The 16,572-nt window shown below is 39.3% G+C and carries 15 protein-coding genes; all 15 read right to left on the minus strand.

Annotated features, from left to right (window positions below; translation table 11 throughout):
* Positions 1–119: 119 nt before the first annotated feature.
* Positions 120–677 (minus strand): hypothetical protein, encoded by a 558-nt coding sequence (locus VER_RS07025; RefSeq protein ID WP_162100156.1) that lies wholly within the window; start codon positions 675–677, stop codon positions 120–122.
* Entirely contained in the window at positions 674–1,354 is a 681-nt protein-coding gene (locus VER_RS07030) for a flavodoxin (protein WP_162100157.1), read from the minus strand. The genes VER_RS07025 and VER_RS07030 overlap by 4 nt, the downstream gene beginning before the upstream one ends.
* Positions 1,355–1,743: 389 nt before the next feature.
* Complete coding sequence (gene hslU / locus VER_RS07035) at positions 1,744–3,147, minus strand: ATP-dependent protease ATPase subunit HslU (protein WP_162100158.1); 1,404 nt, start codon at positions 3,145–3,147, stop codon at positions 1,744–1,746.
* 19 nt (positions 3,148–3,166) lie between these two features.
* The gene (gene hslV, locus VER_RS07040; RefSeq protein ID WP_162100159.1) at positions 3,167–3,709 is read right to left on the minus strand and encodes an ATP-dependent protease subunit HslV; all 543 of its coding nucleotides are present in this window, start codon (positions 3,707–3,709) and stop codon (positions 3,167–3,169) included.
* Positions 3,706–5,022 (minus strand): methylenetetrahydrofolate--tRNA-(uracil(54)-C(5))-methyltransferase (FADH(2)-oxidizing) TrmFO, encoded by a 1,317-nt coding sequence (trmFO, locus tag VER_RS07045; RefSeq protein ID WP_162100160.1) that lies wholly within the window; start codon positions 5,020–5,022, stop codon positions 3,706–3,708. The genes hslV and trmFO overlap by 4 nt, the downstream gene beginning before the upstream one ends.
* Positions 5,023–5,038: 16 nt before the next feature.
* Entirely contained in the window at positions 5,039–7,495 is a 2,457-nt protein-coding gene (gene topA / locus VER_RS07050) for a type I DNA topoisomerase (RefSeq protein WP_238390174.1), read from the minus strand.
* The gene (locus VER_RS10535; protein WP_370456474.1) at positions 7,485–7,721 is read right to left on the minus strand and encodes a hypothetical protein; all 237 of its coding nucleotides are present in this window, start codon (positions 7,719–7,721) and stop codon (positions 7,485–7,487) included. The genes topA and VER_RS10535 overlap by 11 nt, the downstream gene beginning before the upstream one ends.
* A complete protein-coding gene (dprA, locus tag VER_RS07060; protein WP_162100162.1) occupies positions 7,714–8,634 on the minus strand; it encodes a DNA-processing protein DprA in 921 nt (306 codons plus the stop codon). Before dprA ends, VER_RS10535 begins: the two co-directional genes overlap by 8 nt.
* 85 nt (positions 8,635–8,719) lie before the next feature.
* Positions 8,720–10,255, minus strand: a complete 1,536-nt coding sequence (locus tag VER_RS07065) for a YifB family Mg chelatase-like AAA ATPase (RefSeq protein WP_162100163.1) — start codon at positions 10,253–10,255, stop codon at positions 8,720–8,722.
* A gap of 17 nt (positions 10,256–10,272) precedes the next feature.
* Positions 10,273–10,626, minus strand: coding sequence for a YraN family protein (locus VER_RS07070; protein ID WP_162100164.1), 354 nt, complete (start codon positions 10,624–10,626; stop codon positions 10,273–10,275).
* Positions 10,627–10,956: 330 nt separating this feature from the next.
* On the minus strand, positions 10,957–11,766 hold the full coding sequence (locus VER_RS07075; protein WP_162100165.1) for a ribonuclease HII: 810 nt from the start codon (positions 11,764–11,766) through the stop codon (positions 10,957–10,959).
* Positions 11,753–12,673, minus strand: a complete 921-nt coding sequence (gene ylqF / locus VER_RS07080) for a ribosome biogenesis GTPase YlqF (RefSeq protein ID WP_162100166.1) — start codon at positions 12,671–12,673, stop codon at positions 11,753–11,755. The genes VER_RS07075 and ylqF overlap by 14 nt, the downstream gene beginning before the upstream one ends.
* Before the next feature lie 392 nt (positions 12,674–13,065).
* Positions 13,066–13,407, minus strand: coding sequence for a 50S ribosomal protein L19 (rplS, locus tag VER_RS07085; protein ID WP_115309782.1), 342 nt, complete (start codon positions 13,405–13,407; stop codon positions 13,066–13,068).
* A 119-nt stretch (positions 13,408–13,526) separates the two neighbouring features.
* Positions 13,527–15,578: a glycine--tRNA ligase subunit beta gene (gene glyS, locus VER_RS07090; RefSeq protein WP_162100167.1), complete on the minus strand. Its 2,052-nt coding sequence runs from the start codon at positions 15,576–15,578 to the stop codon at positions 13,527–13,529.
* Position 15,579: 1 nt separating this feature from the next.
* On the minus strand, positions 15,580–16,455 hold the full coding sequence (glyQ, locus tag VER_RS07095; RefSeq protein WP_115309784.1) for a glycine--tRNA ligase subunit alpha: 876 nt from the start codon (positions 16,453–16,455) through the stop codon (positions 15,580–15,582).
* Between the last annotated feature and the right edge of the window lie 117 nt (positions 16,456–16,572).

A 16,572-nucleotide genomic window follows, 5' to 3' on the forward strand; every position in this document is an offset into this window, starting at 1 on the left:
ATGTTTTGTTACAGCTTTTTTGTATATAGTTGAGAATATACGTAAGCTCGTTGTATATATGACAGCTATTTTTATATGTAAGACCTACTTTATATATGTCAGCTTACTTTATATATCACTTACTTAATATATCGCTTACCAATATAGATGGCTAACGCAATGAGTGTATAAGCATCAAAGGCCAGAATAAACGGCGTCACATTAGCTACGCGCACAATTAAATGAACATGTAGCCAAATAAGTAAGATACCAAGAACAATGGCCCTATGTAGCCATCGACGTAACTTAGAAGGACGTAACGTCATCATACTTACCATCGCACCTACTACAATGATACCGCCACTTATACCTGTATATACAATCTCCTCATGCATAGAGAAGCTCATACAATAGTGTATCAAACCAAGCACTACACTGAGTGGCCCCAATAAGCGATGTAAATGCAAACTAAAACCTGGCCAAATTTTCGAGGTCATTTGATTTATATAGCTAAAACCGCTCATTAATACAAGCGCTATTAACCAGGCTACATACGCTAAAATCGCTATATTATAACTGATTAGATTATAAGATGTTTCCACCAGACCTTGATTTAACAAGACTAGTAGTGGTAAGCCTAATACAGCCGTAAGTAAAACGGCTACTAACATTATCTGTCCATACTGAGCTAATTTCATTTCATAATACCTATTTTAGTTAACCAATTAACCACCTCTTCTTTAGCCGTCGTAGAGCTAGCTTCACCGCCACGAATAGCTAGACCATCCAAAACGTTTGCCTTAGGATATTGAGCTTCTAATTGTGCTTTTGTATTACCAAGCCCAGACCCTTCATGGGTAGTAAATGGAATCACTACTTTCCCGTTCAAATCAACTTGATCTAAGAATGTACGAACTATCATAGGATACTCTCCCCACCAAATAGGGCTACCTACAAATACAATGTCGTAATCCTTCACATTAGGTAAAGGATTTTTAATAGCAGGGCGTTCATTATTAGCTTGTTCAGCTTTAGCTACCTCTAACGTTTCTTTATAATTCGTAGGATATTCTTTGGCTGGCACAATTTCATATGTATCACCACCAGTAGTTTCTTGAATATAATTAGCTACTTGATGCGTATTGCCAATCGTTGGCGTGTCACCACCATATAAGCCTTTCGTTCTAGAAAAGAAAACAACTAATACTTTTTTACCATCTAACGAATCACTATTGGTTACATTTTGCGTAGCCTCTGTTGTACTGCTACCAGTCGCAGCCGCTACATCTCCATTTTTAGGCAATGTATCAAATACGAATAACCCAATCGCCACGACTACTAAGACAATAATGCCTAAAATACGTTTTACATTCATCAAAATACCCCCTTTAATCCTTCTTTTCATCCTGTCTTACTCAGGACTTACTATTAGCTTACGCCTTGAAGCTAACTCTAAGTCAATACTAAATTGACAATGCCACCTTTAATGCCTTAGTAGCGGCCTCTAATCTTTCTAGTTTTACTACTAACATGAGTCAATTCCATTGGGAACTTCCTAAAAACCGTGTTAATATTCCTATTAAAGATGAAGAAGCCGCCGTTCCCTTCTTTATGAATACCCTAAAAAAGAATCGCCATATTATGGATGAATTACTATAATAAATAAACAAAAAGCAATCAGTCGCCCTAATGTATTGTAAACACATTAGGATATAACTGATTGCTTTTATTCATTAGCTGTAAAAGCTATATAGTCTTACCCAACTATAAAATATAATTAGATAAATCTACGTCTTGTACAATTGTGCCCAATCGCTCTTCCACCATTTCAGCCGTAATAGTAACATCCACTTCTTCAGCTGGTGGTGCATTAAAGGAAATATCTTGTAGTAATTTTTCTAAAATTGTATGCAAACGACGAGCCCCAATATCTTCCGTTTCGTTGTTAACACGATATGCCAATTCGGCAATTTTATCAATGGCTTCTTCTTTAAAGTGAATGGTTACTTTATCCGCTTTTAACAACATATGATACTGTTTTAATAAGGCTTGTTGTGGTGTTGTTAAGATTTCTTTGAAATCTTCCTGTGTTAAGCTATTTAATTCTACGCGAATTGGGAAACGACCTTGTAATTCAGGAATCAAATCGGATGGTTTTGATACATGGAACGCCCCTGCTGCGATGAATAAAATATGTTCTGTCTTAATAGGACCATATTTTGTATTTACCGTAGCTCCTTCAACGATAGGTAAAATATCACGTTGCACCCCTTCACGAGATACGTCAGGACCTGATTGCCCATTACGAGCAGCAATTTTATCAAATTCATCAATGAACACTATGCCTTCTTGTTCCGTTAATTGAACAGCTTTGTCATTCACTGCATCCATATCCAATAATTTTTGTGCTTCTTCTTGGATGAAGATTTTACGGGCTTGTCCTACCGTAGTATGTCGTTTTTTCTTTTTCTTTGGCAATAAATTACCAAACATTTCAGAAATATCAGTGCCCATGCTGTCCGGTGAGCCATTCAATGGCATAGCAAAAGCTTTTGCCTGTTCTTCCACTTCAATTTCAATTTCACGACTATCCATGAGGCCATTTTTTAACTGTTCAAAGAACTGTGTCCGTTTTTCAGACATTTCAGGTGCTTCTGATTCCTCTTTAGCTTCTTCTTTGTTTTCTTCTGGATTTGCAAAGAGCATTTCTAAAGGATTCGTCATTTTCTTAGACGTTTCATTTTCCTTTTTTGGCCAAAGAATTTGCAATAATCGTTTATTTGCTAGTTCTTCCGCTTTCTCTTGCTGTCCTTCCATCATTTCTTCTTTAACCATGCGCACAGCGTTCTCTACTAGATCACGAATCATCTGATCTACATCACGCCCTACATAACCTACTTCGGTGAATTTAGTAGCTTCTACTTTAACAAAAGGTGCTTTCACCAACTTAGCCATACGGCGAGCTAGTTCCGTTTTACCAACCCCTGTAGGACCAATTAACAAAATATTCTTAGGCGTATATTCTTCACGCACATCTTCGGGCAACTGTTTGGCACGCCAACGATTACGTAAAGCAATGGCCACCATTTTTTTAGCTTCTTTTTGTCCAATAACATATTTATCTAACTCAGCCACAATCTGGCGAGGTGTAAAATTGTTACTATCCATTCATATCCTCCAATATATCTTACTTAAGTTCTTCTACAATGACATTGTGATTGGTGTACACACAAATATCAGCCGCAATATGTAGCGCCTTTTCAGCAATTTCACGAGCACTTAAATCTGTGTTGCTCGCTAAAGCACGAGCTGCTGCTAAGGCATAATTACCACCTGAACCAATAGCACAAATGCCATCATCAGGCTCAATAACTTCGCCATTACCAGATACTAATAATATAGTTTTACCATCAGATACTAATAATAAGGCCTCTAAATTACGAAGCATTTTATCACTCCGCCATTCTTTAGCGAGCTCTACCGCACTGCGCACTAATTGCCCATTATACTGATTCAATTTAGCTTCAAATTTATCAAATAAAGTGAAGGCATCTGCTACAGATCCAGCAAACCCAGAAATAACTTTGCCATTGTATAGACGGCGCACCTTCTGGGCCGTATTCTTCATAACTACGCTCTGCCCCATAGTAACCTGACCATCACCAGCAATAGCGATAGCATCATTGCGTTTAACAGCGCATATAGTAGTAGCATGAAATTCTACACTCATCCTAAATATTCCTCCTTCAGTGTGGCTAATGTCTCTAAAGCACGCTGTGCAATGAGAGCATTTTTTTCTTTCTTTTTACGAACCTTGGCAGGCCAAGACTCCATGATACCAAAGTTAATATTCATTGGTTGGAAGTCTGACCCTTCATACTCACTAATATAGTGACTTAAGCCGCCTAAAGCAGTCGTTCTTGGGAAGCTAATAAAGTCTTTAGTTGACAATAATTGACTTACCTGAATGCCTGCCATAAGGCCAGATGCAGCCGATTCTAAATAGCCTTCTACGCCAGTCATTTGACCAGCAAAGAATAAACGATTATCCGCTTTTAATTGGAAAAATTCATTCAATAATGTAGGCGAATTAATATAGGTATTACGATGCATAACACCATAGCGAACAAATTCTGCCTTTTCTAAACCAGGAATCATAGAAAAGACACGCTTTTGCTCGCCCCATTTTAAGTGAGTTTGAAAGCCTACCAAGTTAAACATGGTAGCTTCTTTATTTTCTTTGCGCAATTGCACAACCGCATAGGACTCAGTACCCGTTCGTTTATCTACTAAACCAACTGGTTTTAGTGGCCCATAGCGCAAAGTGTCAATACCACGGGCTGCCATAATTTCTACCGGCATACATCCTTCAAAGTATTGTTCCTTTTCGAATTCCTTTAATTCAGCTACCTCAGCAGTAGTCAAAGCATTCCAAAAAGCAATATATTCTTCTTCCGTCATAGGGCAATTTAAATAATCTGCATCCCCTTTATCATAACGAGATGCTGCAAATACTTTATCATAATTTAATGACTCTGCCGTGACGATAGGGGCTGCTGCATCATAGAAATAGAAATCACCAGTACCTGTTTTAGCTTTCACTTGTTCCGCCAAAGCCTCAGACATCAATGGGCCAGCGGCAACAATAACGATTCCTTCCGTTGGTAATTCCGTTACTTCTTCACGAATAACGGTAATTAAAGGATGATTCGTCAACTTGTCCGTCACCATTTGGCTAAATAAATGACGATCAACGGCTAAGGCGCTACCTGCCGGTACTGCTGTAGCATCAGCACAAGTCATAATAATAGAATCCAATTGACGCATTTCTTCTTTCAGAAGACCTACTGCATTTTCAATATTGCCAGCACGCAACGAATTACTACATACTAATTCAGCAAATTGCTCCGTATGGTGGGCCGGCGAAGTTCGTTGTGGCCGCATTTCGTATAAGGTAACAGGAATGTTGCGTTTCGCTAATTGCCAAGCTGCTTCCGAGCCGGCCAACCCTGCACCAATAATAGTCACTTTCGATGTAGTCACAATAGCCTCCTTTATATTATGCTTCCGTATTAGAAGCTTTTTTTGTTTTTGATTTCGTTGTTTTTGTTTTAGTCGCTTTTGTTTTAGTCTCTTTTGTTTTTGTTGTTTTATCTTTTGTAGCAGTTTCTTTAACTTTCATCTCGGCCTCAGTCGCTGACTCTGTTTCTGCCTTTACGACTACTTCAGTTTCAGTTGTAACGTCCTCTGTTTTCTTTTTGCGGGTACGTTTTTTCGGCTGAGTTGGACAGTTTTCATTGGAGCAAAACTTCTTCGTGGTTCCATTCTTATATGTCTTTTCGGTCATTATGCTACCACAGGTTTCACAAGTTTCATTAATGGGCTTATTCCAAAGGGTAAAATCACAAGCTGGATAGCGATCACAGCCATAGAAAATACGGCCCCGTTTAGATTTACGCTCTACGATAGTCCCTTCCTTACACTTAGGACAAGTAACGCCTGTGCTAACTGTAATTGGTTTAGTATTTTTACATTCAGGGAAATTAGAGCATGCTAAGAAACGGCCAAAACGACCGAATTTATAGACCATAGGACTGCCACAAAGATCGCACACTTCATCACTAGCTTCATCAGCAATTTTAACGCGATCCACTTCATTAGCTTCTTCTAATTCTTTGGCAAACACCGTATAGAATTCATCCAATACATCTTGATACGTTTCTTCGCCACTAGCAATTTCATCTAAATCTTTTTCCAAATGAACGGTAAAATCTACATTAATAAATTTTTCAAAATGAGCAATTAAGAAATCTACCACTACAAAGCCAAGTTCAGTAGGAATAAATTGCTTATCTTGCTTTTCTACGTAATTACGCGTCATAATCGTGTCGATAATCGGCGCATACGTACTTGGACGGCCAATGCCTCGTTCTTCTAGGGTTTTAATTAAACTAGCTTCTGAATACCGTGGTGGTGGCTGCGTAAAGTGTTGTTGCGGATCAATAGCCGTATTCGTAACAACTTGACCGGCTTCCATAATAGGAATGAGTTTTGCCTCTTCCCCTTCTTTTTTCGTATCTTCATACACTTCAGTAAAGCCTTTAAAGATTACTTTACTACCCGATGCACGCAAGGTATATTCGCCTGATGCCAATTGAGCCGTTACAATTTCCGACTGTTGTGGCGCCATTTGACTTGCCATAAAACGATTCCAAATTAAGGTATACAGTTTTAACTCATCACGACTTAAAAATGGTTCAACCATCTTAGGTGGCAATTCTAAGCTTGTGGGGCGAATCGCTTCATGAGCATCTTGACTGCTTTCTTTAGTACCAAACACATTAGGTTTAGACGGATAGTACGCTTGTCCAAAATGACTAATGATATAGTCCTTGGCGGCACTTTGCATTTCTTGGGCAATTCGAGTCGAATCTGTACGCATATAGGTAATCAAACCAACATGACCATACCCACCAATTTCAAGACCTTCATATAAATGTTGGGCAATCATCATCGTCCGTTTAGCCCCAAAATTTAGTTTACGCACCCCTTCTTGTTGTAAAGTAGATGTTGTAAATGGCGCTGGTGCTTTACGTGACCGTTTACGACGATCAACGCTAATTACCTCAGCTTTTTGCTTAGCTAACTCCGCTTGAATGGCCATCGCCGTTGCTTCATCAGCAATAGCAATCTTATCCTCTCCTTTATGAGTTAACTCAGCTGTAAAACTTTCTTTATACTCCGTTTCATATTGACCTTCAATGGACCAATATTCTTCAGGAATAAAGGCTTGAATTTCCCGTTCCCGTTCACAAATAAGGCGAACGGCTACCGATTGCACACGGCCTGCACTAAGCCCCTTACATACTTTTTTCCACAATAAAGGACTCAATTTATAACCTACAATGCGGTCAAGCATACGACGTGCTTGTTGCGCATCTACCATATTTTTATCAATTGTACGCGGTGCAGCAATGGCTTCTGCTACTGCATGCTTTGTTATTTCATTAAAAGTAATACGACATTTAGATGCTTCATCAACATTCAGAATATACGCCAAATGCCAGGAGATAGCTTCCCCTTCTCTATCCGGGTCAGTAGCCAATAAAATAGCCTTTGATTCATCCGCATCGGCTTGTAATTCTTCAATTAACTTTTTGCGAGTCGTTAAATTCGCATAACGCGGTACAAAGCCATTTTCTATGTCAATGCCTAATTGACTTTTTGGTAAGTCCCGCAAATGACCCATACTTGCTTTAACAACATAATCAGGGCCTAAAAATTTTTCTATTGTCTTTGATTTTGCTGGTGATTCCACAATGACTAAGGTTTTGCCATCTGGTTTAAACGTACGTGGCGGCATAGTTTTAGCTAAATCCCCTACAGCCTGCATAACTGGCTTAGCTTTGCCTTTAGCTGAAACAGCTACTTTGCCTTCTAGGCGCCGTTCTTCTTTTTTCGCCGTCGACTTTGTCGCTTCTTTTTCACCTATTACAATGGAACGTTTAATGGACAAACTGATTCCTCCCGTATTCCAATATTATATATCCCTTTGAAGGCGTACGCTCAATACACTGCTTAAGTTCTAAAGACAATAAGCTTAAATGAAGCGCTCCCTCTGAAAGATTTGTCGTCATTGCCAAAGTTTCCAAAGAGGTCTCCTCCGCATTTGATAATGATTCTAAAATCTTTCGCTCCTCCAAACTAAAGCTTAACACACCCATGCCGTTATGGCTACCCATTTTTTTGTAATATATCTAAATCTTTCGGTTCCCAACCATACTGATTTGGCAATTGTTCCGCTTTAGTAAGTAGATTAGCCCCTTGTTCTAATAGCCAATGATTACCTACAAAATCATCAGTTAAAACATTACCAGGCACTGTATATACGTCACGCCCTTCATTATTAGCCATATCCGCTGTAATTAAGGATCCGCTGCTGGCTTTCGCTTCTACTACAATAACGGCCTTTGCAATGCCACTGATAATGCGATTGCGCATAGGAAAATTGCCAGCCCTAGGCGCCATACCAGGACCGAATTCTGACAATAAAAGGCCCCCCGATTCTTCAATGGTATGAAATAATTTAGCATTGCCACGCGGATAGCAATGATCAAGTCCACAGCCCATAACCGCTATGGTTGTACCGTTTCCTTTTAAAGCTCCTTCATGCGCATATGAATCTATCCCTCGTGCACCACCACTGACAATGGTAATACCATAATTCACTAATTGAGCCGCAAATACATTAGCCACATTACGGCCATAGGGCGTACAATTTCGCGCCCCTACCATGGCAATTTGCCTAGGATTTTCTAATAGCTTACTATTTCCCCGATAAAATAAAACCTGTGGCGGATTGAAAATTTCTTTTAACTGCTTAGGATACCGCTCATCAGCTACGCCAATAACCCCCATATGATAACGTTCCATTCGCTTAGCTAGTGCTTCTAAATCTGTTTCTAAAATTCCTTTTACGAGTGCTTGCTTATAGCGATTGGCTACTTCAAGCTCTGGAGCCAGTGCTTTATCTCTTTGCACAACCTCCCATACCTTGTTCGCTGTTTTATAATAGGTCAATACACTTTTTAACGTTACACTCCCCACATTAGGTAAGGAACCTAATGCGGCTAACAATAATGTATCTGTTTCCATAATAACGCCCCTTAATTCATTCGGTAACACTTTTAATATTCCCTTAATTCATCCGGTAACACTTTTAATTCATACGTTAACTCCCTTAATTCATACGATAACTCAATGCCTCGGCTACATAATCAGCTTGTATAGTAGTTGACTCCTTTAAATCAGCAATTGTCCTAGCAACGCGTAAAATCTTGTCATAACTGCGTATGCTCACTTGCAATCGCTGGAATACTTGGGCCAACATAGCTTCTGCCATACTACTTAATTCGCAAGTAGCTATTAATTGAGCGTGTGTTAATTCACTGTTTAACACGGTTTCAATAATTCCTTTTTGTTGTAAGCGCCAAGCCTGAAATTGTCTAGCTTGAATAACTCGCTCACGTATAGTAGCAGACGTTTCCTGTTTTGTATGACCACAAAATTCCTCATACTTTGGCCGAGCCACTTCTATTACCATATCTAGCCGATCTAACAAGGGCCCCGATAAACGACGCCTATAATTTTCCCGTTGCCACGGTGTGCAAGTACAGATATGCCCATCACCGCTATGATACCAGCCACAGGGACATGGATTCATAGCCATTAGTAAAATAAAACGACAAGGAAAGGCATAATTCCCACGTGCTCTAGCAATATGAATAAGCCCTTCTTCTAAAGGTTGACGCAAGACTTCTAGGACCGAACGTGAAAACTCAGGGGCTTCATCTAGGAATAAAACACCACCATGACTTAAAGTTAATTCCCCTGGTTTAGGCACAGAACCGCCACCAGCCATACCGGCTAGTGTTATAGTATGATGAGGACTACGAAACGGTCTATGCTGAACTAAACCAGTAGCAGGTAACAATCCAGCTACGCTATAAATTTGACTAATCGTCAATTGTTCTTCGTCTGTCAAGGGCGGTAAAATGGAGGGCATAGCACGAGCTAACATCGTTTTACCAGCACCAGGTGACCCAGATAATAACACATGATGACCACCAGCCGCTGCAATCTCTAATGCTTTTTTAGCAATTACTTGCCCTTGTACGTCTTTAAAATCTGGCAAGGCCCTGCTAGCTTCATTACTTACAACCCCTTTGACAGCAAACGCTCTAGGCACTCGACCCGTTACCATATTCACTAAATCCGCCAAGGTGTTAGCAATAACAACTTCACCGTCAAAGCCACTTTTTATTTCACACCCCATGCTAGGCGCCGTATATAAGGTAGTCACCCCTTTGGCACGTGCGCCCATAGCCATAGCAAGGCCTCCGTTAACACCTTTTATATACCCTTCTAAGGATAATTCTCCTATAAACAAAGATTCTTCTATGAAACGCTGGGCTTCTACTTTTTTTAGCTTAAAAGCATGGGCTGCCAATAAAATGCCCATAGCCATGGCTAAATCTAAGCCAGAACCATCTTTACGAATATCGGCTGGTGCTAAATTGATAACAATACGCCTCATAGGAAATTCAAAGCCTGCGTTGCGAATAGCTGCCCGTACCCTTTCTTTGGCTTCACGCACAGCCGCTGTGGGTAAACCTACAATCTCAAAGCAAGGCAAACCAGCGGCAATATCTACTTCTACAGTAATAATTTCACTATCCAATCCCATAAGGACTATGCCCTTAGTCTTCGCATACATCCTAACACCCCTCTTATTTAAAAACAGCCTTTTAAATGACGTATATGTTGCACTGTATCAGCCACTACATACACTTCTACTACATCAAAACGAACGAACTCATGACTAACTTCATTTTGTGCCATATAAAGAGTCATACTTTGTCTAATGTGACGCTGTTTAGCAGAATTAACAGCTTCGCAAGGTAAACCATATTGCTGACTACGTCTTGTCTTTACTTCTATAGCAACTAAAGTAGATCCATCTTTCATAATAATATCAATTTCCCCGCACCGCGTACGAATATTACGTCCTAGCAATACATAATCTTGTTCTAATAAATAGGCTACTGCTACATCTTCCCCAAACTGTCCCAATTCTAAATTTGTCACCCTATACGCCCCTATCCAATAAATGTGTAAATATACCTTTTCAAGTATTTACGATAGCAGTTTCATTTCATTATGTAAAGTCAATACAATTCAATAAATCATGTTAACATCAGCTCATTAAGCTTTATTAACTTGACAAATAGAATTTATTGGTTCTAATTTAATTTGTATTTTTATACAAATTAAATAGTAATTCGTTCAACTATGCCCCTAAAAAACTTATTTAATTATCCCCTAAAAATACCTCTAATTATACCTCTAATTATGCCTCTAAAAAATACTTAATTAACAATATAAAAAACCAGCCCTACCGGACTGGTTCATAGTTCCTTATTTATTTGTGTCTGGATAGGTAAAGCCTACCATGCTTTTAATAGGTTCAAAACTTTTACGATGAAGCGGTGTTATGCCTTGTTGCTCTAAAGCTTCTCGATGAAGCGGTGTATAATACCCCTTATGAATAGCAAAGCCATACCCCGGATACTCCGCTTCTAAAGACTCCATATAGCGATCCCGTGTTACCTTAGCAATAATTGAGGCCGCTGCAATAGAGGCACTTTTCATATCCCCTTTAACTAATGACTCTACAGGAATGGCTAACTCTGGCAAAGGCATCGCATCCACTAGCACAGCTTTAGCCGGCACTTTTAACGTACGAATAGCTTCATACATGGCCTCTCGTGTGGCACGATAAATATTAAGCTCATCAATCTTTTCAGGGCTATAGGAAATACAGCTAACCGCCACTGCTTGTGCCATAATTTCCTCATAAATAAGCTCTCGTTTATGAGGTGCAATTTTCTTAGAGTCATTAAGGCCCTCAATATGCGTATGAGGCGGTAAAATAACGGCAGCCACAGTAACAGGCCCAGCAATAGGACCTCGCCCTACTTCATCAACACCTGCCACTTCATAAATACCTTCTTCATAAAAGCTAGACTCATACGTATATAAAGCTTCTAACCGTTGTGCTTCCAGCAATTTTTTCTTCTGACGCATTACATAAGCCGCTGCTAATTTGCGAACCGATGAACGGCTATCTTCTTGAGCCCATAAGAGCGCATCAAATTCAAATTGATTGGATTCTAACAAGGCTTTTATATCTTTTACTTTTAATTGATCAAACTCATTTTTCGTCATGCTCAGTGGTATCCTCAATTACAATAGGTTCTTCCTCGACCCCATCTAAGGTTAAATTTCCTAATTTTTGATTGCGATAATCAGCCAATACAATGCGACGAGCCTTATCTAAATCAACAAGGCCACCGCTGACTAAACAACCACGACGACGTCCAATGGACTCTAATAATTGTTCCGTATCAGCTAATTCTTCTGGTTTCAATTTATAGCGTTCTGCCAATAAATCAGGATTAACTTCCTTCACTTGACGCAATAATTGTTTCATTACGGACTCTAAATCGTAAACATCATCTGATATAGCCCCCGTCATAGCTAAACGTGCTGCTGCTCGTTGATCTTCCAATTTAGGCCATAAAACCCCAGGCGTATCTAATAATTCTAAGTTTTTACCAATCTTAACCCATTGTTGACCGCGCGTATGACCTGGTTTATCAGCCGTACGAGTTGCTGCCGCACCGGCTAATTTATTAATGAGCGTCGATTTACCCACATTAGGAATCCCTAAAATAATAGTACGTACTGATCGACTACGAATCCCTTTCTTCAACCATTTGTCAATAATAGGTTGAGACAAACGCTCTACTGCTTTTACTAATTGCTTGTTGCCCTTGCCAGATTTAGAGTCAATCGCTAACACTGTAGCACCTTGCGCGGTAAAATACTCAGTCCAAGCTTTCGTTGCTTTAGGATCAGCTAAGTCTGCTTTATTTAATACAATAATATGAGGCTTCTCACCAACCACCTCACTGATTACTGGATTGGCACTACTCCTAGGAATACGAGCATCCAATAATTCAATGACCACGTCAACTTTCTTCACATATTCCTTAATCATGCGCGTTGCCTTAGCCATATGACCAGGGAACCAATGTACTACTGGAAATATATCTTGTTTCGTATCTGCCATGCTTGCGCCTCCTATCATTTGACTTTGCCCAATTCATATACATACAAATTGAGCACCTATATTACTTATATATTGGTAGTCTAATTATATGTACTCTATTAATTATAGAATTTAACTTTAAAAATCAAAAATTTATATATTTTTAGGTTAAAAATAAAAATTATGCAATTCGTGTATTTTGTTACAAAAATTAATTTAAAACCCTTCTTACCGCCATTCTTAACGTTATTCTTACCCTTATTCTTACCCTAATTCTTACTGCTATATTAAAAACAAAATAATAACTAATTGAGTAATTAACTGGTAAAATTTTACCTGCCTACTAACACCCATCATACTTTCATTATAGCAAAAAATAAAGGGCTGCCATAGGCAGCCCTCTATCTTTGTAATTAGCGTTTTTCGCGAATACGCGCAGCTTTACCAGTGAGATTACGTAAGTAGTACAATTTAGCACGACGAACAACACCACGACGCATAACTTCGATTTTAGCCAAACGTGGGCTGTGAAGTGGGAATGTACGTTCTACACCCACACCAGAAGCAATACGACGAACAGTGAAAGTTTCACGAACGCTACCACCCTGACGGTTGATAACCAAGCCTTCAAAAACCTGGATACGTTCACGGCTACCTTCGACAACCTTTACGTGTACACGAACGGTGTCACCAGCGCGGAATGCAGGAATGTCTGCACGAAGTTGTTCTTGCTCAAGTACGTTAATAATGTTCACTTTTATTTCCTCCTTATTGTAGACATTCTTACCCATACCTCATAGGCAGCGGACTATCTCAAATTAACGTTACTATTTTAGCACATCCTATGCCATAATAGCAAGTGTTATTTTCATTTTTATTTTAAAGCGCTAATATTACCAATAACAGCCATTACTTCATACGCCAAACGTACTAATTGTAAACGATTAGCTTTCACCGCTGGATCTTCAGCCATAACCATAACAGCTTCAAAGAAATTATTAATAGCTGGTACTAACGTTTCTGGTAAAGATACTACTTTAGCATAATCCTTAGCTTCTAACGCAGTCTGTGACGCTTCATAAGCATTAATAGCCGCTTTGAATAACGCTGTTTCAGCTTCATCTTCAAATAATACTTCATCTACTGCTGTATAGTTTGTATCTTTTACAAGATTGTACATACGTGTAAAAGCCTGTACTAATTCAACATTTTCATCAATGCGATGATTCATAATGGCTTTGGCAAGGCCATCCGCCTTAGCCACGGTTACATCAGCATTAGATAAAACTAATTCAATCACATCATGTGGAATTTGACGATCTAAGTAAATATTTTTCAAGCGAAGAATAAAGAAGTTAGTCAATTGTGCCACGATTTCATCATGTTTAGCCTCTGCTACCCCAAGTAAGGCTAAATCTTTACGCCATAAAGGTTCTAAGGACACATCAAGAGCACTTTCACTAAGAGTATTAAGAACACCAATCGTTTGACGACGAAGGGCAAATGGATCTTGCGAACCTGTTGGAATTAATCCACGACTAAAGGTAGCTACAATATTATCTACTTTGTCAATAATACTCAACACTTTACCAGCTGGTGTTTTTGGTAGCATATCGCCAGCAAAACGCGGTAAATATTGTTCAAAAATGGCTTCCGCTACTTCGGCCGATTCCCCATCAAGCAATGCATATTCTTTACCAATGACCCCTTGTAATTCGGTAAATTCGGTCACCATGCCAGTTGTTAAATCAGTCTTGGCAAGCACGGTTGCCCGTTCAAGTTCAACCATAGCATCTTCGCCAAGGCCACAAGCCTCGCCAAATTCTTCACCCAATGCCAATAAACGTTCTGTTTTATCTGCTAAATTGCCAAGGCCTTCTTGGAATACAATTTTCGTTAAGCCTTCCGAACGATCAGCTAAGGATTTTTTACGGTCTTCATTAAAGAAGAACTTAGCATCATCAAGACGAGCACGTAATACTCGTTCATTACCAGCCGCCACCACGTCAAGACTCTTAGCATCCCCATTACGAACGGTCAAGAACATAGGCAATAATTTGCCTTCTTTTGTTACTAATGGGAAATAACGCTGATGGTCTTTCATTGGCGTTATAACAGCGGCATCAGGTAAGTTCAAATAACTTTCATCAAAAGTACCACAAAGAGCTGTTGGATATTCTACTAAGTACAATACTTCTTCTAGTAAATCTTCATCCCATACAATGGTAGCTTCTTTAGTAGCAGCCAATTCTTTTAATTGTTTAGTAATCATGTCACGACGAACATCTTGATCAACAATGACAAAGTTAGCTTCTAAATTTTTAATATAATCGGCTGGATGCTGTACCAATACGCCTCGTTCCCCTAAGAAACGATGACCACGACTGAAATTAGAAGATCGCACACCTGCAAATTCTACAGGAATTACTTCCGTATCTAATAAGGCTAAAATCCAACGAACAGGACGAATGAATTTATCATCTAAATTGCCCCAATGCATGGATTTAGGAAAACTCAAATCATGAATTAGTTGAGGCAATATTTCTGTAAAAATATCCATCGCTGCTACGCCAGCCGTTTTAGTTTCCCCGTAAATATAGCCATCTTCTACTACTAAATCAGCTACATCAAGGCCTTTACCACGAGCAAAGCCTATAGCTGCTTTAGTCGGATTGCCATCACCATCAAAGGCGATACTAGCAGAAGGACCCTTATGACGTTCGCTCAATTCTTCGGACATATCCGCCACACCATCTACTAACAAAGTAATACGACGTGGTGTACCTAAGGTGCGTAAGTTAGCATAGGTTAAATGATGATCTGCTAGTTTATTCTCTGCTAAAGTTTTAAGCTGGGCTAAAATGCCTGGCATAGCGCCGGCAGGAATTTCTTCAGCGCCAATTTCAAATAATACATCTTTTGCCATATTACTTATCTCCTTTCAACAGAGGGAATCCTAATTCTTCACGTTTTGCCAAATATGCTTGCGCACAAATACGCGCTAAATTACGTACACGGCCAATGAAGGCGGTACGTTCACTAATACTAATGGCCCCACGGGAATCTAATAAGTTAAATGTATGAGAGCATTTTAAAACATAATCATAGGCTGGTAAAATATACCCTTCACCACAAATGCGTTTTGCTTCTTTTTCATACATATCAAATAAAGTAAATAACATATCAGTGTCAGCTAACTCAAAGTTATACGCAGACTGTTCTACTTCATTTAAATGCCAAATATCACCATAAGTAATAGTGTCATTCCATTTCAAATCGTACACATTTTCTACACCTTGAATGTACATAGCTAATCGTTCTAAGCCATACGTAATTTCAACAGACACAGGTTTTACATCAATACTCCCTACTTGTTGGAAATAAGTAAACTGAGTAACTTCCATACCATCAAGCCATACTTCCCAACCAAGGCCCCAAGCACCTAACGTTGGCGATTCCCAGTTGTCTTCTACAAAACGAATGTCATGGTCTTCTGGATGAATACCCAAGGTTTCTAAACTTTTCAAATATAATTCTTGAATATTATCTGGGGATGGTTTAATAATAACTTGAAATTGATGATGTTGAAATAAACGGTTTGGATTGTCCCCATAACGGCCATCAGCAGGACGACGAGACGGTTCTACATAACAAACGGCCCAAGGTTCTGGCCCAATTGCATGTAAAAAGGTCGCTGGATTCATCGTACCAGCCCCTTTTTCAATATCATATGGCTGTTGCAAAATACAGCCTTGCTCTGCCCAAAATTTTTGGAGATTCAAAATTATCTCTTGAAATGTCATGTCCATTCCTCCTAAACTATTATCCGTTGCGGACTATAACTTATGTTACAATACCAAGTCCCGTTTATATTGTCAACTAAAAAACGTCAAGAACCAAGAATTCTCTATTCTAACTTT

It is taken from the genome of Veillonella sp. R32, assembly GCF_010093125.1.
GTDB lineage: Bacteria > Bacillota > Negativicutes > Veillonellales > Veillonellaceae > Veillonella_A.